This window comes from Aliiroseovarius salicola, assembly GCF_027891095.1.
Lineage (GTDB): Bacteria > Pseudomonadota > Alphaproteobacteria > Rhodobacterales > Rhodobacteraceae > Aliiroseovarius > Aliiroseovarius salicola.
Genome location: NZ_JAQIIO010000001.1, coordinates 500,360 through 519,965 on the forward strand (window position 1 = coordinate 500,360; position 19,606 = coordinate 519,965).

17 protein-coding genes are annotated in these 19,606 nt (G+C 55.9%); 7 read left to right on the forward strand and 10 right to left on the reverse strand.

Features of this window, described 5'->3' with window-relative positions:
• Window positions 1–3: 3 nt before the first annotated feature.
• The 5 genes from O2N63_RS02555 to O2N63_RS02575 form a co-directional block, all read right to left on the reverse strand.
• The gene (locus O2N63_RS02555) at window positions 4–1,227 is read right to left on the reverse strand and encodes a class I SAM-dependent RNA methyltransferase (protein WP_271052542.1); all 1,224 of its coding nucleotides are present in this window, start codon (window positions 1,225–1,227) and stop codon (window positions 4–6) included.
• Complete coding sequence (locus tag O2N63_RS02560) at window positions 1,224–2,369, reverse strand: CCA tRNA nucleotidyltransferase (RefSeq protein ID WP_271052543.1); 1,146 nt, start codon at window positions 2,367–2,369, stop codon at window positions 1,224–1,226. The genes O2N63_RS02555 and O2N63_RS02560 overlap by 4 nt, the downstream gene beginning before the upstream one ends.
• The gene (locus O2N63_RS02565) at window positions 2,366–2,977 is read right to left on the reverse strand and encodes a CoA pyrophosphatase (protein ID WP_271052544.1); all 612 of its coding nucleotides are present in this window, start codon (window positions 2,975–2,977) and stop codon (window positions 2,366–2,368) included. Before O2N63_RS02565 ends, O2N63_RS02560 begins: the two co-directional genes overlap by 4 nt.
• Window positions 2,964–3,974 (reverse strand): Hsp33 family molecular chaperone HslO, encoded by a 1,011-nt coding sequence (gene hslO, locus O2N63_RS02570; RefSeq protein ID WP_271052545.1) that lies wholly within the window; start codon window positions 3,972–3,974, stop codon window positions 2,964–2,966. Before hslO ends, O2N63_RS02565 begins: the two co-directional genes overlap by 14 nt.
• Before the next feature lie 108 nt (window positions 3,975–4,082).
• Entirely contained in the window at window positions 4,083–5,390 is a 1,308-nt protein-coding gene (locus O2N63_RS02575) for a PP2C family protein-serine/threonine phosphatase (protein ID WP_333780719.1), read from the reverse strand.
• Between the two features lie 170 nt (window positions 5,391–5,560).
• Here O2N63_RS02575 and O2N63_RS02580 point away from each other — a divergent pair, with 170 nt between their 5' ends.
• Window positions 5,561–5,872 carry an Hpt domain-containing protein gene (locus O2N63_RS02580; RefSeq protein ID WP_271052546.1) on the forward strand — a complete coding sequence of 104 codons (312 nt, stop codon included), beginning with the start codon at window positions 5,561–5,563 and terminating at the stop codon, window positions 5,870–5,872.
• A gap of 21 nt (window positions 5,873–5,893) precedes the next feature.
• Here O2N63_RS02580 and ilvA read toward each other — a convergent pair whose 3' ends face one another.
• The gene (ilvA, locus tag O2N63_RS02585) at window positions 5,894–7,141 is read right to left on the reverse strand and encodes a threonine ammonia-lyase IlvA (protein ID WP_271052547.1); all 1,248 of its coding nucleotides are present in this window, start codon (window positions 7,139–7,141) and stop codon (window positions 5,894–5,896) included.
• Between the two features lie 186 nt (window positions 7,142–7,327).
• Between ilvA and O2N63_RS02590 the strand changes: the two genes are divergently transcribed.
• From O2N63_RS02590 to O2N63_RS02600, 3 genes are all read left to right on the forward strand, one after another.
• Complete coding sequence (locus O2N63_RS02590; protein WP_271052812.1) at window positions 7,328–8,578, forward strand: argininosuccinate synthase; 1,251 nt, start codon at window positions 7,328–7,330, stop codon at window positions 8,576–8,578.
• Window positions 8,579–8,595: 17 nt separating this feature from the next.
• On the forward strand, window positions 8,596–9,018 hold the full coding sequence (locus O2N63_RS02595) for a DUF1810 domain-containing protein (protein WP_271052548.1): 423 nt from the start codon (window positions 8,596–8,598) through the stop codon (window positions 9,016–9,018).
• Window positions 9,019–9,094: 76 nt separating this feature from the next.
• Window positions 9,095–9,379, forward strand: a complete 285-nt coding sequence (locus O2N63_RS02600) for an SCP2 sterol-binding domain-containing protein (RefSeq protein ID WP_271052549.1) — start codon at window positions 9,095–9,097, stop codon at window positions 9,377–9,379.
• On the opposite strand, the gene O2N63_RS02605 is transcribed toward O2N63_RS02600, so the two are convergent.
• Window positions 9,376–10,257, reverse strand: a complete 882-nt coding sequence (locus O2N63_RS02605) for a ribokinase (RefSeq protein WP_271052550.1) — start codon at window positions 10,255–10,257, stop codon at window positions 9,376–9,378. The genes O2N63_RS02600 and O2N63_RS02605 overlap by 4 nt on opposite strands.
• Before the next feature lie 196 nt (window positions 10,258–10,453).
• On the opposite strand from O2N63_RS02605, the gene O2N63_RS02610 reads away from it, so the two are divergent.
• Window positions 10,454–11,473 (forward strand): isocitrate/isopropylmalate dehydrogenase family protein, encoded by a 1,020-nt coding sequence (locus O2N63_RS02610; RefSeq protein WP_271052551.1) that lies wholly within the window; start codon window positions 10,454–10,456, stop codon window positions 11,471–11,473.
• Between the two features lie 174 nt (window positions 11,474–11,647).
• On the forward strand, window positions 11,648–13,861 hold the full coding sequence (locus O2N63_RS02615) for an NADP-dependent isocitrate dehydrogenase (protein WP_271052553.1): 2,214 nt from the start codon (window positions 11,648–11,650) through the stop codon (window positions 13,859–13,861).
• A gap of 146 nt (window positions 13,862–14,007) precedes the next feature.
• Here O2N63_RS02615 and O2N63_RS02620 read toward each other — a convergent pair whose 3' ends face one another.
• The 3 genes from O2N63_RS02620 to O2N63_RS02630 all read right to left on the reverse strand — a co-directional run bounded on the left by O2N63_RS02620 (window position 14,008) and on the right by O2N63_RS02630 (window position 18,304).
• Complete coding sequence (locus O2N63_RS02620) at window positions 14,008–14,871, reverse strand: COG3904 family protein (RefSeq protein ID WP_271052554.1); 864 nt, start codon at window positions 14,869–14,871, stop codon at window positions 14,008–14,010.
• A gap of 32 nt (window positions 14,872–14,903) precedes the next feature.
• On the reverse strand, window positions 14,904–15,899 hold the full coding sequence (locus O2N63_RS02625) for a glutathione S-transferase family protein (RefSeq protein WP_271052555.1): 996 nt from the start codon (window positions 15,897–15,899) through the stop codon (window positions 14,904–14,906).
• A 143-nt stretch (window positions 15,900–16,042) separates the two neighbouring features.
• Complete coding sequence (locus O2N63_RS02630; protein ID WP_271052556.1) at window positions 16,043–18,304, reverse strand: NADP-dependent malic enzyme; 2,262 nt, start codon at window positions 18,302–18,304, stop codon at window positions 16,043–16,045.
• 261 nt (window positions 18,305–18,565) lie between these two features.
• Between O2N63_RS02630 and galE the strand changes: the two genes are divergently transcribed.
• Window positions 18,566–19,576 (forward strand): UDP-glucose 4-epimerase GalE, encoded by a 1,011-nt coding sequence (galE, locus tag O2N63_RS02635; protein WP_271052557.1) that lies wholly within the window; start codon window positions 18,566–18,568, stop codon window positions 19,574–19,576.
• Window positions 19,577–19,606: the final 30 nt, after the last annotated feature.

The window sequence follows — 19,606 nt, forward strand, 5'->3', positions numbered from 1 at the left end:
TGATCAGGCTTTGCTGAATGATGCCGCCAGTTCGACATGAGGTGACCAGCGAAACTGATCGACGGGCAATACCCAGTTCAAACGATACCCAGATGAGACCAAAACCTGTGCGTCGCGCGCAAAGCTGACCGGGTTACACGACACCATCGCGACCCGCGGCACATCACATCCAGAAATCTCTTCCACCTGGGCCTGCGCCCCTGCGCGCGGTGGATCGATCACGATGGCATCAAACCGGTTCAACTCGTCGGGCAATAGCGGACGGCGAAACAGGTCACGGGTTTCGGTGGTCACTTGCTTGAGACCGGACGACCTCCGCCACCCTTCATCCAATGCCCGCATCATGTCTTCGATCCCCTCGACGGCATGAATCTGTGCCTGATCCGCTAAGGGGAGGGACAGCGTGCCAACCCCGGAAAACAGATCCACGATCGTCTCTGCCTGCCCAACGCCTTCACGAACCGCATTTACCAGACTGAGCTCGCCTTCGCGCGTGGCCTGAAGGAACGCCCCAGAAGGCGGCGTGACCTTGGCCTTGCCAAATTGTTGAAACGGAGGCGTTTCGCTGGCAATGACTTCACCATTCCAAGCCAGCCGCGCAAGTCCGAACTGATGCAACACCTGCGCCAAATCTGTCTCAAGCGCTCGATCGAGAGATTTCCCGTTGCGCACCGATACGTCAACGCCACCTTCTGAGAGCGCCAGATTGACCGAAAGCTCGCCTTTCCGGGATCCGCCCGCAAAGGTCAATGCCTCAACCGCTGGCAATTGTTTCAGCAACTCAGGCGCCAGCAGGTGGCAGTGTTCAATCGACGTGATCGTCCCGGATCGCCTCCCATGAAACCCAATGATCGCCCCTTTTTTACCGCGCCGGGCTGACAGGGTCGCCCTGCGGCGAGACCTTACCGGAGAGGTCGCAATCGGCCTGATATCGGTTTCTAACCCATGGGCAGACAGTGCGTTGCGTATGACATCTGTTTTCCAGCCCGCCACGAAATCATCGGACGCATGCAAAAGTGCGCAGCCGCCACAGCTGTTGTAATGAGGGCAGGGGGCCTTGATGCGATTCGCAGAAGGGGTCACGATGCGTGGCGCCTCAATCCGGCCATCCACCACGTCGCCCGACACGTCTTCGCCGGGCAAGGCGCGTTGCACAAAAATCGGACCGGGGGCTATCCCATCCCCATGATGGCCAAGCCGTTCAATTGTGTATGTGGTGTCACTCATGACAGCAATTCCTCGCGCGTGAGGGTAAAGTCGGAGGCAATCCACCGCGCCTCAAGTTCTTTCAATTTTGCGCCCAGCGCAGGCCCCTGAAGCCTGTCCATAAGATCGACTGGTTTTATGGGGAAAGTGGCGGCGGCCCCAGATTGGATGTCTTCCTCCACCCCTTCGGGCAAGGGCTGCTCAAACATCGCGGCCCGCAAAAGCGCTGCATTCATGGCGATATCTGCGCCCTCGCGATAGGCCAATTCTGAGACAGGCACCATGTTGCTCATCGCGGAACCAAGCACCGCCAAACGCTTCGCATCTTTGCGCGACAGGCGCAAACGGTCAGCGAGATTTTCGCCACCCAGCAAAGCCAAGCGACGGATTGGGTCTGTCTTGCGATCCGCTTCCAAATGAACAAGAAGCGCCATGGATTTGGCGTCAGCACCTGGCAACAACACACCGAGAACACCGCATTTGGACATTGTGGACAAGGCAGGTGAGGGATCGGGCGCAGAGAGCAACTTCAAGAGCTCAACCCCCACCCGTTCGCGCGAAAGTGTCTCTAACCCGTCCAGGTTAGATGCAATGGCATCCAGAGCATCAGGGTCTGGCCCCTCTGCATCATCGCCGTACCAAGCGTGGAACCGGAAAAAGCGCAGGGTACGAAGATAGTCTTCGCGGATCCGTTCACCTGCATCATCGATGAATCGCACCCGCCGCGCGTTCAGGTCGGCAATGCCGCCGAGAGGGTCAATGACCAGACCCGTCACATCCGCATAGAGCGCGTTCATTGTGAAATCACGCCGGTGCGCGTCTTCTTCCATCGTGTCAGCAAAGGCCACAACAGCCCGACGCCCATCGGTTTCGACATCTTTGCGGTACGTGGTGATTTCAAACCCTTCACCATCCACAACCACCGTAACAGTGCCATGATCAATGCCCGTGGGAACCGCCTTCAGGCCTGAATTTTTGGCAAGCCGAAGAACCTCATCTGGTCGCGCGTTTGTGGACAGATCCAAATCTGAAATCGGCTCTCTGATCAATGCATTGCGCACACAGCCCCCGACAAAGTGAAGCTGGTAGCCAGCCTGATCAAACAGATCAGACAACCGCAGAACATTTGGCGCCTTGAACCACGAGCCCTGCAATTGGGTCATGCAGACACCCGTTCCGCCAGAGCCCGCAACATACGCGCCGTGGCCCCCCAGATATAATAGGGACCATAAGGCACGGTTTCATAATGTCGCAGACGTCCCTGCCAAATCCGCCCTTGTTGGCTGAATTTCGCGGGATCGGAGACATGAGCAAAGGGCACGGTGAACACTTCCTCTACCTCACCTTGTTCAGGGATTGGCGTAAAGTGCTGCGTCACCAATCCAAGAATCGGAGTCACCGAATATGAAGTCACAGTCTCATGCGGCGGCAGCTGTCCCAAGAATTGCACCGCATCTTTTGGCAGGCCGATCTCTTCCCAGGCTTCACGCAGGGCCGCTGCCTCAAAATCCCTGTCTCCATCATCGACCTTGCCGCCTGGAAAAGCGATCTGGCCGGGATGGTGTTTCAGGTGGGATGCGCGTTTTGTGAGGATCAGATGCAGCCTGTCCTCAAGATAAATCAAGGGCACCAGAACGGCAGCGGGGCGCAGTTTGCGCCCCACCGGAAGTTCGATATCCGGGTTCAGATCGAAATCCGAACTGCCCTCTCCATGCGGAAAGAGCGCGTTGCGGATATGCTCAATCTCAGGCGTCACCTTACGCCTCTCCATCCGTTGCTTTGGGATCTACAGTGGCATCTTTACCCACAGTAGCTGGATCCAGATCATAATGCGAACCACAGAACTGACAATCGGCGGTCACACGACCGTCATCCGTCGTCATATGGCCAATGTCCCGGGCAGAATAGATCGACAGGCTTTCACGCACGCGATCTTCGGAGCATGTGCAGCCAAACCCGATCGCTTGCGGATCAAACACCCGCGGCGCTTCCTCATGGAACAGGCGCACCAGCAGCTCGGTCGGCTGAACCGAGGGACCAACCAGCTCCAGCTCTTCCACCGAGTCCAACAGGATGTTGGCGCGGCCCCAGTTTTCGCTGTCTTCATCTGTCAGGAGATCCGCAGGCGCCAGCAATCCACCTTCGCCGGACCCACCTTCACCCGTCACATGCGGTGAGGATTTCGGCATGTGTTGCAGCATCACGCCGCCCGCGCGCCAGCCTTCCTGCCCGCCTGCCCAGACCGATTTGCCAAACGTCAGGTGAAAGCGGGTTGGCAACTGCTCGGACTGCGCAAAATAGGACTGCGCGCAGTCGGACAGGGAATTTCCAGCAAGCGGCGTCATGCCCTTATAGGGCTGCTGGCCTTCCTTCTGCTGGATCAGGATCGCAAAAATGCCTTTGCCGATCTGCGAAAAGCCGGGCCCCGTGGGGTCCAGACGCTCGTCATCATAACTGGCATAGGCGCGGATTTCAGCGGGCTCCCCTGCCACTTTCGGCGCATAGTAATCGGTGGCTATCAGACGTGCAGGACCATCGCCGCGGATCTGCAGCGACAATTTCCAGCTTTGCTTGATGGTCTGCCCGATCATGGCGGTCAGCATCGCAGCCTCAGCCACAAGAGCCTCGATCGCGGGGGGGTAATCGTGCTGCGACAGAATCGTGTCGAGCACACCATCAAGGCGCAGGACGCGCCCACGCACGTCACTCTTATCCAGTTGGAAGGGCAGGATGGTATCATCCCAGGCGATCAGATTTCCTATTGTCATCGGGCTTTCCACGGCTGTGCTTGCGGCAGTTCTCCTGCCATACCGCGTCTATATGGGCGCGGCAACACATGGAAAAAGGGGTAAGACTGAATTATCTGGGCTGCTGGTCTAATTGGGCACGTTCCGATTAGGACCTTTGTATTCGATCAGGGACATCGACAGGTCGTCTCCGAATTCCTTATTTCCGCAGAATTTATCGAGATCCCACACAAGCCCATCCAGAAATGTCTGTCGGCGGAGCGTAGAATTTTTTTCAATTATCTTCTGGAAACCCTCTTCATCAAGCATCAGCCCTTGTCCATCTTCGGCTTCGGTAAACCCATCAGAATAAAACATTAACCTGTCACCGGGTCGAAGTTGCACTTCAAAACGTTCATAGCCGCCGCCCGAGATCAGGCCGATCGGCAAACCGCCCTGACCCAGATATTCAACCTGACCATCTGATTTGAGAAGGGCGGGATTGGGGTGTCCGCATTGGGTCAGCCGAACCTTCCCGCTGGTCAGATCAAGATACGCAAGGATCATCGTGAAATAATGCTCGGTCGGCATATCCTCGAGCATCATTGTGTTTAAAAGACCCGCCACTTCGTCAGGGTCTCGCAGGCGCGATTCTCCCTGAATTCCGGTTGCAATGGAAATGTTTTGCTCGGGCGAACCATCTGACAGGTAAGATGCAAGCCGTGCCGTCAGCAATGCGGACGCAATCCCATGCCCAGAAACATCAATCGAGTAGATGGCCACGGTGCTGTCGTCGGGCTGGAACATGCCCACCAGATCTCCTCCTACATGTCCACAGGGTTGCAGAAGCAAGCTGACCTCTGCCGCACCAAAATCCCTAAATCGCTCTCGCACCAGAGATTGTTGCATATTCCGAGCTTCAACCAGATCCCGGTCGATTGAATCATATATGGTTTGGATCTCGGACAATGTTGTTGAAACAAGGCGGTTCTTTTCCTGAAGCTCCCGCTCCATCGACATGATACGGCCACCGGCATTGATCCTGGCACGCAGTTCTTCGGCATTTACTGGCTTGTGCAGAAAATCATCGGCCCCAACATCCAGACCTTGCGCCACAGCCCCTTTTTCACTCTTTGAGGTGAGCAAGATGAAGTAACCATATTTGTCACGCTCCATTGCGCGAAATGCCCGACACAGATCCAACCCGTCCATTCCTGGCATCATCCAATCAGACAAGATCAGGTCGATATCTTCTTCCTTGATCCTTTCAAGCGCCTCTTCCCCCGACCCGGCTTCAACAACGGAAAATCCCTGACGTTTCAACGAGGAACAAAGGATCATGCGCTGCGCTCGACTGTCATCAACCACCAGAATGGTGCTGACTGTATCCCCCCCCAAACCCTGCCTTTCGGCTGAACTGGAATCTGTCGAAACCTGTTGAATTGCCGTCTGTTTCACAATGAACTCTTTAATTGCCTAGTGAGTCGCTTGACCCGTTCTCAGCCATACGCCTCAGGTCTTTAACGGGCGCTTAAACTTAAAATTTGCTCGTTTTTCCTTTCATGTGACAACGCACTATTAACGCCCACCCCTTAGCCAATGAATAACTGAAGCAATTGGGATCACTCATGATCAATTGGGCGCGCGTAAATGAACTCAAAGAAGAAATTGGCGAAGAGGATTTTACCGAGGTGGCAGAGATGTTCCTCGAAGAAGTTGAAGAAGTCATTGACCGGCTACGCACCGCCCCAAAACCAGAACTTTATGAGCAGGACATGCATTTTCTGAAAAGTTCGTCACTCAATCTGGGATTTGAAGCACTATCCAGTCTTTGTTGTGAACGAGAGAGACTTGCAGCAGGGGGCAATCCCTCCGCGGTCGAGCTTGGGCCTGTGTTCGAAACCTATTCCGCTTCGAAAGAGGTATTTGCATCGCGCTAAGACAACGGCGATCCGCAGGTTCTAAATCACAAATTCCGCAAGCATTTCATCATCGGTAATGTCGGAATACGCAAACCCACTTTCTTCAAGCGCAGCAAAAAGTGTGTCGAAATTCTCCGGGGCGCTTGTTTCGATCCCAATCAACACCGACCCAAAATTACGTGCGCTTTTCTTCATATACTCAAACCGGGCAATATTGTCGTCCGGACCCAGAATTTGAAGAAAATCCTTCAACGCACCAGGGCGCTGCGGCAATCGTAAAATCAGGTACTTTTTTAGACCTGAATAGCGCTGAGCACGTTCTTTGACCTCAGGCAGGCGCTCGAAGTCAAAGTTGCCTCCGGATGTTACACACACCACAGTCTTGCCTCTGATCACATCCCGCAAATCTGCAAGCGCATCCACAGATAGCGCCCCCGCAGGTTCCAACACAACGCCTTCGACATTCAACATTTCGAGCATGGTCGTGCAAATCCGGTCCTCCGGGATTGCATGCACCTGACTAGGTTGAACGGATTTCAACACTTCAAAGGGCTGCGCCCCGATGCGGGCCACGGCGGCGCCATCCACAAAATTATCCACCCGATCCAATGTGACCGGTGATCCAGCCTTGATCGCCGCCGCCAGTGACGCACCACCAGCCGGTTCGACGTAGTGCAGCAGCGTTTGCGGCGACACTTCACTCAAATATCGCGTAATCCCAGCAGACAGACCGCCGCCACCAACCGGAAGTACCACAATATCCGGTGCGCACCCCAACTGAGCGGCGATCTCTGCGGCCACGCTTGCTTGCCCCTCAATCACATCCTTGTCGTCAAACGGTGAGAGGAAATGGCCATCCACCTCTGCACAATAAGCCTGCGCTGCGGCCAGCGTATCGTCGAAATAATCGCCAACAAGGCGGATCTCGATCGCATCACCCCCGAAAATCCGGGTTTTTTGGATCTTCTGCTGCGGTGTCGTAACGGGCATGAAAATCACACCCTTCACCCCAAAGTGGCGCGAGACATAGGCCACGCCCTGCGCGTGGTTGCCCGCAGACGCACAGACAAACACATCCTGATCCGGGGTGGCGGCGAGCGCCTTGCCCATCGCATTCAGAGCACCGCGAATCTTGTAGCTGCGCACCGGTGAGAGGTCTTCGCGTTTGAGCCAGATATCCGCGCCATAAGCCGCAGATAGATGATCATTCCGTTGAAGCGGCGTTGCGGGAAACAACGCGCGCATCTGTTGTTCGGCCACACGGGCTTTTTTCAGAAAATCGCTCATGCAAAATATCTGACCCAAGGGCAGGGGCTTGGCAAGTCTCATCCGCGCCATTTCGGTGTTCGGGCACGACAGGAGGCGCTCAACTTTTCGCCAAGTCACAATCAATATGAAAACAAGGCCTCTCTGCTTGCCCCGCCCCCCAAAAAACGATATGCGCGCGGTAATACGCTCGTGAAAGGGAACATGATGATTTCGTCCAATACCGCACCGCAATCTGCACCGAAGAAAGTTGTGCTGGCCTATTCCGGTGGTCTCGATACCTCGATCATCCTGAAATGGCTGCAAACCGAGTATGGTTGCGAAGTGATCACCTTTACCGCTGACCTTGGTCAGGGCGAAGAGTTGGAACCGGCCCGTGCCAAGGCCGAGATACTGGGCATCAAGCCGGAAAACATCCATATCGAAGATCTGCGCGAAGAGTTTGTGCGCGATTTCGTCTTCCCGATGTTCCGCGCCAACGCCCAATATGAAGGGCTGTATCTGCTGGGCACGTCGATCGCTCGCCCGCTGATTTCCAAACGCCTCATTGAGATTGCAGCCGAACACGATGCGGACGCCGTATCCCACGGTGCCACCGGCAAAGGCAACGATCAGGTCCGGTTCGAGCTCGCCGCCTATGCTCTGAACCCTGAGATCGTGGTGATTGCACCGTGGCGTGAATGGGACCTCGGTTCGCGGACCAAGCTTCTGGAATTTGCCGAGCAGAACCAGATCCCGATTGCCAAAGACAAGCGCGGCGAGGCTCCGTTCTCGGTGGACGCAAACCTGCTGCACACCTCGTCAGAGGGTAAAGTTCTGGAGGATCCGGCCGAGGACGCACCGGATTATGTTTACCAGCGCAGTGTGCATCCCGAAGATGCCCCGGACACGCCCGAATTCATCGAGATCGAGTTTGAAAAGGGTGATCCCGTTGGGATCAATGGCGAGAAGATGTCGCCCGCAACCATCCTGACTGAGCTGAATGAATATGGCCGCAAGCACGGCATTGGCCGTCTTGATCTGGTTGAAGGTCGTTACGTGGGTATGAAATCGCGCGGGATCTATGAAACCCCCGGCGGTACCATCCTGCTAGATGCCCACCGCGGCATTGAATCGATCACCATGGACCGCGGCGCGATGCACCTGAAAGATGAGCTGATGCCGAAATATGCCGAGCTGATCTACAACGGTTACTGGTATTCACCCGAGCGCGAAATGCTGCAGGCCGCCATCGACCACTCGCAAGAGCATGTCACCGGCACCGTGCGCATGAAGCTCTACAAGGGTCTTGCCCGTGTGGTGGGTCGCTGGTCGGATCACTCGCTCTATTCCGAAGAGCACGTGACCTTCGAAGAGGACATGGGTGCATATGACCAAACCGACGCAGCGGGCTTCATCCAGCTGAACGCCCTGCGTCTCAAGCTGATCGCTGATCGTAACCGTCGCGTCGCCAAGTGACCTACGAAGACGACGATATGGACGATGAACTGGACATGTTTATCGAAGCTCAGGACACCGTGTGGAGCGATGTCCTGAGCGAGCTTCAAGCTGGGAAGAAGACCAGCCACTGGATGTGGTTCGTATTTCCGCAACTGGCCGAACTGGGTCAGTCCGATATGTCACAGCTTTACGGGCTTGAGGATCTGGACGAGGCAACCGCCTATCTGGAACACGAAGAACTCAAGCGTCGTTTGCTGGTCGTCACTTCGCTGATGCTGGAACACGTCGGCACCGAACCAGCCGACATTCTGGGCCGAATCGATGCGATGAAGTTGCATTCGAGTATGACGCTGTTTGCGGCTGTTCCGGATGCCCACGACGCTTTTCGCGAGGTGCTGGAAGCGTTTTATGGCGGCAAACCCTGCACCCGCACCATCGAAGCCCTGGCGCGAACCTAACGTCAGCCTCCCTTAGGTCAGGCTTGTCCCGACCGCTTTCCACCGCCTATCGGAGGTGGAAAGAGGGAAGAACACAATGCCACTTCAGAAGATTGCCGAAAGCATTCAGGCAGGCCTTGACGGGCGCGGCTTCGATGGGTCGCTCAAATTTGATTGCGGTGAAGACGGTGTGATCGTGCTCGCGGACAACACCGCAAGCACCCAAGATCGCGACACGGATTGCGAGCTGCGCCTGTCCACTGAAAACCTGCAAAAGCTGCTGGCCGGTAAGCTCAACCCAATGACAGCGGTGATGATGGGCAAGATTAAGATTTCCGGAGACATGCCGACAGCTCTGAAGCTGGCAAAGTTACTAGGCTAGCCCTGATCAATCAGGAATTCACTGACCTCATCGGCGGTTGGCATCGCTTCTGCCGTGCCCTCGCGCGTGACCTGAATGGCAGACGCCGCTGACGCGCGTCGCAGTGCATCTTCGACAGGCAGCCCGAGATCCAAACCAGACGCAACATAGCCAATGAAACAATCTCCTGCACCGGTTGTATCAACCGGAATTACCGCGAAGGCAGGCGACAGGATCTCTCGCCCATTTCTTTGATCCCGCCAAACTGCGCCTTTTGACCCCCGCGTGATCAAAACGGCGGGAACGTCGATTTCCTTCGTAGCAATATCCAGCGCATCTGAAAGTTGTGCCGCCTCCACTTCGTTCATCACAAGCAAGTCACAATAGGGCAGCACATCTTGCACAGCTTGAGCATCAAAGGGCGCGGCGGAGTAAATTACCCGAAGACTTTTAGCACGGGCCAATTGAGCGGTTTCCTTCACCAGATTGGTTTCATTCTGTAAAATGAGAGTGTCGTCTTCTGAGGCTTGAGCAAAAGCGTTTTCGATATGAGACAGCTCCAACTCATGGTTCGCTCCCGGCACCAATACGATCATGTTCTCGGCTTCACGATCCACGCAAATATTTGCGTGCCCTGTGGTGGCCGGAACTACCGCAACATGGCTTACATCAACTCCGGCATCAGAAAGAACCGCAAGGCACCATGCCCCGTCTTTGCCAATTGCTCCGATGTGGCATGTCTCGCTCCCAGCGCGCGCCGCGGCCACTGATTGGTTCGCACCCTTGCCACCAAGCATCTTTGCATATCGATCCGAACTCAGCGTTTCCCCCGCTTTCGGCAGATGAGACAGGTAGTAAAAATTGTCGATATTGATCGAGCCGAGGTTGAAGATGGTCATTTGGCGCTCCTGATGGGGAAAATCCTAGCTTTCCGGCCCATTACCGCAAGTGTGAAACGCTGTAGATTACAGTTAAATCCCACATGCAATTCGTGGTTTGAATATCAGTTTTCTATTGTATTCCATTGTATACCGTTTATATGGGGCGCAGAAATATCGTCCATACATGGTAAGTCACAAGCAGGGAGTATCCGCCATGACGACCCAAATCGACGCCACCCTGATCCCCGGCGACGGGATTGGACCCGAAATCACAGAAGCTGTCACCGCGATCCTTGACCACATGGGATCTCCGTTCAAATGGGACGTGCAACAGGCTGGTATGGCTGGCATTGACGCCGCAGGCGAGCCGCTTCCGCAGGCAACCCTCGACAGCATCCGCCGCACCAAACTGGCCCTCAAAGGCCCGCTGACCACACCTGTTGGCGGCGGCTTCAAATCGATCAACCTGCAACTGCGCCAGGCGTTTAACCTTTACGCCAACGTCCGTCCGACCAAGACCATCAAGCTAGATGGGCGGTTTGACAACGTGGACATGGTGATCTTCCGCGAGAACCTCGAAGGGTATTACATCTCGGACGAAGGTTACATAGAGCATAATGGCGACCCGAAAGGCAAAGTCTTTTCCACTGGCTACAACACCAAGGAAGGTGCCCAGCGCATTACCCGCGCCGCTTTTGACTATGCCGTTGCCAATGGTCGCAAGAAGGTCTCGATCGTACACAAGGCCAACATCCTGAAGTTGCTCTCGGGCATGTTTCTGGAAGAAGCCCGCAAAATCGCCAAGGAATATGAAGGCAAGGTCGAATGGGACGAACGCATTGTGGATGCCTGCGCCATGCAAATGGTGATGTACCCGGAAGCGTTTGATGTGATTGTCACGACAAACCTGTTTGGCGACATCCTGTCTGATCTCGCTGCCGGCTTGGTGGGTGGTCTGGGCTTGGCCCCCGGTGCCAATATAGGCAAGGACGCCGCAATCTTCGAAGCCGTTCACGGCTCGGCCCCCGACATTGCAGGCCAGCAGAAAGCCAATCCCTGTGCCTTCCTAATGGCAGCAGGGTTGATGCTGGAACATGTTGGGAAAACCGAAGACGCCCAGCGCCTGAAGAAAGCGGTGATCGACACTGTTCAGACCAAAGACCGTGTGACCCCGGATCTGGGCGGCACCGGCAACACGATGTCAATCGCCGAAGCCATCATGGATCGGCTTTGATCCAATCATGAGGCCGCAGTTCGTACTGCGGCCTTTTTTCACGGCGCTGATAGCGCTACGCCCCTTTTTTTCTTCACGCAATTTGTGTAAAGGAGGGGTGAATTCTCACATCTCACCGGCATAGGGCGGGCGCCCTGCGGTGAACCTTTCAGCGAAAAAAAGGGGTGTTCTAACATGACCGACGCATCGCAACCTGATATTCTGTATACCATTGTAGACGAAGCGCCTGAGCTGGCTTCGGCCTCGTTCCTGCCAATCATCCGCAAATTTGTTTCCGCCGCCAACATCACCGTGGGCACCCCGGATATTTCACTTGCCGGTCGCATCATCGCCACCTTCCCGGAAAACCTGACCGACGCGCAGCGCCAGTCGGACGATCTGGCCGCCTTGGGTGAGCTGGTGAAAACCCCGGATGCCAACGTGATCAAACTTCCGAACATCTCGGCGTCGGTGCCACAGCTGGTGGCCGCCATCGAAGAGCTGCAGTCGCAGGGCTATGACATCCCCACATATCCTGAAGAGCCCAAGTCCGAAGAAGACAAAGCCGTGCGCGCGCGCTACGACGCCATCAAAGGCTCTGCCGTGAACCCGGTTCTGCGCGAAGGCAACTCGGATCGTCGCTCCGCGAAAGCCGTTAAAAACTACGCCCAAAACAACCCGCACTCGATGGGTGCATGGGCATCGGACAGCAAAACCAAAGTGTCCTCGATGCCGGGCAATGACTTTTATGCAAACGAAAAGTCGGCCACAATCACCGCAGCCCAGGCCGGTGATGCAAAGATTGAATTTGTCGGCAAAGACGGCGCTGTGACCGTTCTGAAAGACGGCTGGCCGTTGGAAGAAGGCACCATCGCAGACGCAACCTTCATGTCGGCAAAAGCATTGGGTGCTTTCCTGGCTGAGGCAATCGAAGACACCAAGAAAGACGGCACCATGTTCTCGCTTCACATGAAAGCGACCATGATGAAAGTGTCGGACCCGATCATCTTTGGTCACGCTGTGAAAGCATGGCTGGCCCCGGTATTCGAGAAATTCGGCGCAGAAATGGATGCACTGGGCGTGAACCCGAATTCGGGCATGGGTGATTTGCTGGATCGCGTGTCGGGCAATGCTGACATCATGGCCGCCATTGAAGCCGTGACCGCCGAACGCCCCGCCATGTACATGGTCGACAGCGACAAAGGCATCACCAACCTGCACGTACCGTCAGACGTGATCATCGACGCCTCAATGCCCGCCGTGATCCGCGCAGGCGGGAAAGGTTGGGATGCAGCTGGCACCAAGGGCGACACCAACTGCGTGATCCCCGACCGCTGCTACGCCACCGTCTATGACGAGTCGATCAACTTCTTCAAAGCCAACGGCGCGCTGGACGTGACCACCGCCGGATCGGTTGCCAACGTCGGCCTGATGGCTCAGAAAGCCGAGGAATACGGCTCGCACCCGACCACGTTCGAAGCCCCCGCTGACGGCACGATCCGCATCGTTCTGGCCAATGGCGAAACCCTGCACAGCCACGATGTGGAAGCTGGTGACATCTGGCGCTCCTGCACCGTGAAAAAAGCGCCGATCGAGAACTGGATTGAGCTGGCTCTGGACCGCCAGCGTCTGACCGGATCAGAGGCGATCTTCTGGCTGGACGCAAATCGCGCCCACGACGCCGAGCTGATCAAATATGTAGCTCCGGCACTGGAAGCCGCTGGAAAGGCTGACCTTTTCCAGACCATGGCCCCGCGCGAAGCCACCGCACAATCACTGAAAACCATCACCGCAGGAAAAGATAGCATCGCCATCACCGGCAACGTGCTGCGCGACTATCTGACCGACCTGTTCCCGATCCTTGAGCTGGGCACCTCGGCCAAGATGCTGTCGATTGTGAAGCTGATGAAAGGCGGCGGTCTGTTTGAAACCGGCGCCGGTGGTTCGGCTCCGAAACACGTGCAGCAGCTGGTTGAACAAAACCACCTGCGCTGGGATTCGATGGGTGAGTTCTGCGCGCTTGGTGAAAGCCTGAACTTCCTGGCCGACGTGAAAGGCAATGCCAAGGCTGGCGTGCTGGGCCGTGCCGCAGAGGACGCCACCCAAGGCATCCTCGACAACAACAAATCGCCCTCGCGCAAAGTAGGCCAGCCGGACAACCGCGACAGCCACTACTGGTTCGCCCGCTACTGGGCCGAAGCCCTCGCAGCACAGGGTGATGACGCAGATCTTGCCGCTAAGTTTGCACCGGTCGCCAAGGCATTGGCCGAAGGTGAAGAGGCCATTCAGGCTGAACTGGCAGCCGCCCAAGGTCCGGCTGCTGAGATCGGTGGATACTTCCGTCCGTCGGTTGAACTGAAAGCAAAAGTGATGCGCCCCTCGGCCACGCTGAACGCGATCATCGACTAAGATTAATCTGACCAGAACAAGGAAAACCCCGCCCCTCCGGTGGGGTTTTTCATTTTCGAAACTTGAAAGTCTTTAAAGGGTCAAATGACCAATCTTTAAAGTTTTGCACCCTTCGAACTGTAAAACTTCAAACTCTTTAAAGCCCGTTACTCGCCCAGTTCAGAGAGTATTCCTGCTGCAATCAACTCGTCTCGACCCGGAAACCAAATCTCTGGTGGGCGGAGCTCGTGCATCTTCTCAAGAAAGGGTTCTGCTACACCATTTTCCAGAAACAAGGCGCGGTCGCGCTCCTGTTCGGCGGCAATGTCAAAACTTGGGTGTGTTTTGGCTTCCTCCAACGCATATCCGTGAAACCCGAGCCGCGCCCCTTGAGCAAGGTGGCGATCCTGCCCAGCGATGAAAACGATGGTGCAGGCCGAGCTGCATTCACGGTCCACATGCGTTGACATCCCATGGTCCACGACAAGGCGAGCCATCCCGCGCGCCTCGAATATATTACCGCCAATACTGTTCAGATAGATCTGACGCAGGTTGGGCTGGCGCTGCAACGCCGCACGCATCCGTTTGGTTGCACCAAGTGCAATCACCCCCTGAAACCGCAGCACCCCATCCTCAACGGTCAGATCATACTGAGCTTGGTAAAGCCGGTTTCGCAATTCGGAATAGGGTTCCCCCGGCATGTAGGGTGGGGTCTGAAGGGCCAAGGCCCACCATTGGGCAATCACGAAAAACACCGCAATGACAAGCGCAACCATGCCCCCCCAAAGCGGCAAAACAGAGCCTAACCCGTGTAAATTACGCTCAGAAGCGCGAAAATATCCAACCGCCTGCCATATCAGAACACCGCCATCCAGCATGATCACCACAGCCACCAACCAGATCGGAACGGGTTGGAATCCCGCAAGGAAAAGGAACCCGCCATAGATCATCAGTCGACACATAACGCCGTTGATCCAAAAGGCGCGCCACAGGGGATGTCGCCCCCGCCAGTGGGTCAGTATATAGGACATGACCCAAGCCTAGGCGGGGGGACCCGTTATGGTCAATGTGAGGTCAATTCCAGGACTCGAAACCGATCCCGATCATGGGCTCGGGAAAAGTCCAATACCGGCCCTTTTGGCACAATCCGCGTTGGATTGATGGTCTCATGACTGGCGTAATAATGGCGTTTGATGTGGGTGAAATCCACGGTCTCCGCTACTCCAGGGTGTTGGTAGAGATCACGCAAGTAGTTGGATAGATTGGGGTAATCCTCGATCCGGCGCAGATTGGTTTTGAAGTGCCCGTGATAGACCGCATCAAAACGGATAAGCGTTGTAAACAGCCGCCAATCCGCTTCGGTCACTTGATTGCCAACCAGATAGCGGTGATCCGAGAGCCGGGCCTCGATCTGATTCAATGTATCAAACAACGCATCAAACGCTTCTTCATAGGCGGCTTGAGTGGTGGCAAAGCCGCTTTTGTAAACACCGTTATTGATGTTGGAATAGACCAGCGCATTCACCTCGTCGATCTGTCCGCGCAATGCTTCTGGATAGAAATCGTGCGTGTTTCCGGTGAGCCCATTAAAGGCCGAATTGAACATCCGGATGATTTCCGCGCTTTCATTGCTGACAATGGTATTGCGCTGCTTGTCCCACAAAACCGGCACGGTCACACGTCCGGTATAGTCCTGCGCGGCGCTGGTGTAGATCTGATACAAGAATTGATGCCCAAACAGCGGCTCTTCCCCTGTCTCGGCATGGAACTGCCACCCGTTTGAAAACATGTCCGGATGCACCACGGTCACGTCGATCAGATCCTCAAGACCTTTCAGTTTCCGGAAAATCAGGGTGCGGTGCGCCCAGGGACAGGCCAGCGACACAAAGAGGTGATATCGACCCTGTTCTGCCTGAAAACCGCCCTCACCGCTTGGACCGGCACTGGCGTCTGCCGTGATCCAATTGCGAAACTGCGCGTCTTTGCGTTTAAATTTTCCACCGGTGGATTTGGTGTCATACCATACATCCTGCCAGATACCGTCTACGAGTTGGCCCATAGGTCGCTCCTGTTAATTCGATGCGGAGTATATGGGGGGTAACATTCGCGCACTCAACACAAAGAAATGCAGAGGTCTGCCGCAAAAACGCACAGAAAAGCCGGCCCCGATGGACCGGCTTTTTTGTAGGCCAAAAGACCGTTTTACTTTTCGCCCAGACGGGCAGCGGCCAGAACCGCCATGTTCAGAATGTCGTTTGAGGTCGAGTTGGTCGAGCAGATCTGGATCGGCTTGTCGACGCCCGACAGGATCGGACCAATGACGGTCGCGCCGGCCAGCTCTTGCATCATCTTGACCGAGATCGAGGCCGAATGACGGGCAGGAACCACCAGGATGTTGGCCGGGCCCGACAGGCGGCAGAACGGGTATTGCGCCATCACATCGGGGTTAAGCGCCACATCAGCGGTCATTTCACCATCATACTCAAAATCAACACCACGCTGATCAAGGATCGCCGGGGCTTCGTGCAGTTTCTGGGCACGTTCGGACAGCGGATAGCCAAAGGTCGAAAAGCTAACGAAAGCGACGCGTGGGTCCAAACCAAGACCTCGGGCCACGGCGGCAGCACGCTCGGCGATATTCGCCAGATCTTCGGTTTCCGGCCATTCATGCACCAGCGTATCCGCCATCAACACGATGCGCCCTTTGTGCAGCACAGCGGTCACACCCACAGCACCGTCAGAGGCTTTGGCATCAAACACATGGTTAATCCGGTCGAGCACATAGGCGGATTTACGGGTCGCGCCGGTGATCAACCCGTCGCCATGGCCGTGCTGCAACATGAGCGATGCAAAGACATGGCGATCACGCGCGGCAAGGCGGTGAACGTCGTGACGGTCAAAGCCCAGGCGCTGCAGGCGCTCATATAGGAAGTCCTTGTAGGTTTCGAGATTCCCTGTATTGGCAGCGTTCACGACGCGTAACTCGCGTACGGCGTCCCCCAGACCAGCCGCCTCAAGATGTTCACGCACATTGTCAGGGCGACCCACCACAAGCGCGCGGCCATATCCATTGCGCTGATACTGAACGGCAGCACGCAACACCTGCGGATCATCGCCCTCGGCAAAGATCATCGTGGCCTGATGCTGACGCGCGCGCGCCGTGATGCCACGCAGGATCGACGCGGTCGGATCCATACGCGACTTCAGGTTGAGCTCATAGCTTTCCATGTCGATGATCGGGCGGCGCGCCACACCGGTATCCATACCCGCCTTCGCCACGGCGGTCGGGATCCGATAGATCAGACGTGGGTCGAACGGGGTCGGAATGATGTAATCGCGCCCAAAGGAGAGTTTCTTGCCATAAGCCATGGCAACCTCATCTGGCACATCCTCACGCGCCAGTTCGGCAAGCGCCTGAGCACAGGCGATTTTCATCTCGTCATTGATGGCGCGGGCGTGGATGTCCAACGCTCCACGGAACAGATACGGGAAACCCAGCACGTTGTTCACCTGGTTCGGATAGTCCGAGCGACCGGTGGCAACAATCGCGTCATTGCGGACCTCATGCGCCTCTTCCGGAGTGATTTCCGGATCCGGGTTGGCCATGGCAAATATGACCGGATTGTCAGCCATCGACTTGACCATATCCTGCGTCACGGCCCCTTTGACCGATACGCCAAGGAACACGTCGGCCCCGTCCATCGCCTCTTCCAGCGTACGCAGTTCGGTGTTTACTGCATGGGCCGATTTCCACTGGTTCATGCCTTCGGTGCGACCCTGATAGATCACGCCCTTGGTGTCGCAGACAATGCAGTTATCATGCCGCGCGCCCATGGATTTCAGAAGCTCGATACAGGCAATGCCCGCAGCGCCCGCGCCATTGAGCACAATCTTCACATCTTCGATCTTCTTGCCAGACAGGTGCAGCGCATTCAGAAGCCCCGCCGCACAGATCACAGCCGTGCCGTGCTGGTCGTCGTGGAAGACCGGAATGTCCATCTCTTCCTTCAGCTTCTGCTCGATGATGAAACATTCAGGCGCTTTGATGTCCTCAAGATTGATCCCGCCGAAAGTTGGCCCCATCAGTTTGACGGCATTGATGAACGCGTCCGGGTCTTCGGTGTCCAGCTCGATATCGATCGAGTTCACATCCGCAAAGCGCTTGAACAAAACCGCCTTGCCTTCCATCACCGGCTTTGACCCCAGCGCACCCAAATTCCCCAATCCCAGCACCGCCGTCCCGTTTGAAATCACCGCCACAAGGTTGCCCTTGTTGGTGTAGTCGTAGGCGGTGGACGGGTCAGCCGCGATGGCTTCACATGGCACCGCAACACCGGGGGAATATGCCAGAGACAAATCGCGCTGGGTGGTCATCGGCACGGTTGCCGTGATTTCGAACTTGCCCGGGGTCGGGTCAAGGTGGAAAGCCAGGGCTTCTTCGTCGGTAATGCGTTGCTTTGGCATAGGATTGCGCCTTTTCTTTCATCAATCGGACCATCTTCCCTTACAGGGCGTCGCAGGCAGGCTCAACCACAATGTGTGTATTTTTCTGCCCCTAAAAAGGTATTTCGCGCAATTCTTGAAAATAAGATCCGCCCGTTAGCGCAACAATATGAAAATGGTTTCAATTCTCGGGTTTTTTTGGCAGCAACGGCAAAAGCCGAGTGCCCTTTTGGGGCATTCCATCTATATCTTGCCCCCAATTGAGTGATGAGGAGTTTCAAAGTGCCAAAGAAAGTGCTGTTAACCGGCGGGGCTGGATTCATCGGATCGCATACCTATGTCGAGCTGGTGAAAGCTGGATTTGACGTGGTGATCCTCGACAATTTTTCCAATGCGCGACCTGATGTGATCGACCGGCTTGAGGTGATCACTGGCGCACCCGTGGCCTGTTACACCGGGGATGTATTGGATGGCACTTTGCTCGATCAGATCTTTACCGAACACAAGATCGAAGCCGCCGTGCATTTTGCCGCCTTGAAGGCTGTGGGCGAAAGCGCGGAAATTCCTCTGGACTATATGAACACCAATATTGCCGGGCTTTATTCGCTATTGCGCACCATGGAGCGGGGCGGCTGCACGCGCCTCGTGTTCTCATCTTCTGCCACCGTCTATGGTCAACCTGACCAGCTTCCGGTGACAGAAACCGCACCATTGAGCTATACCAATCCCTACGGGTTCACCAAGCTGGCCTGCGAGCAATCGCTTGAGCAAATTGCAGCCTCCAATGACAAATGGGCCTTTGGTATCCTGCGTTATTTCAACCCGGCGGGCGCACATGAAACAGCGCTGATTGGCGAAGACCCCAACGACATTCCCAACAACCTGATGCCCTATATTGCCAAGGTCGCCACCGGTGATCTGGCCGAGCTTTCCGTGTTTGGCAATGACTACGATACTCAAGACGGGACCGGTGTGCGCGACTACATCCATGTAAGCGACCTCGCACGCGGCCATGTGCTGTCGCTGAACGCCCTGCTCGAAACAGACGAAAGCCACACCGTGAACCTTGGCACAGGCACAGGTTACTCTGTGCTCGATATGTTGCACGCCTACAAAAAGGCAGCGGGGCACCCCCTCCCCCATAAATTCGCACCGCGTCGTGCCGGAGATGTGGCCAGCGTCTATGCCGATCCATCGCTCGCCCGCGATCTTTTGGGGTTTGAGGCAGAACTGGGCCTGGATGACATGTGTGTTTCCAGTTGGAACTGGGTCTCTCGGCGGAAAAATACCTGAGATCGGGCCTGCCCCCTTTCGCAGCCCGCC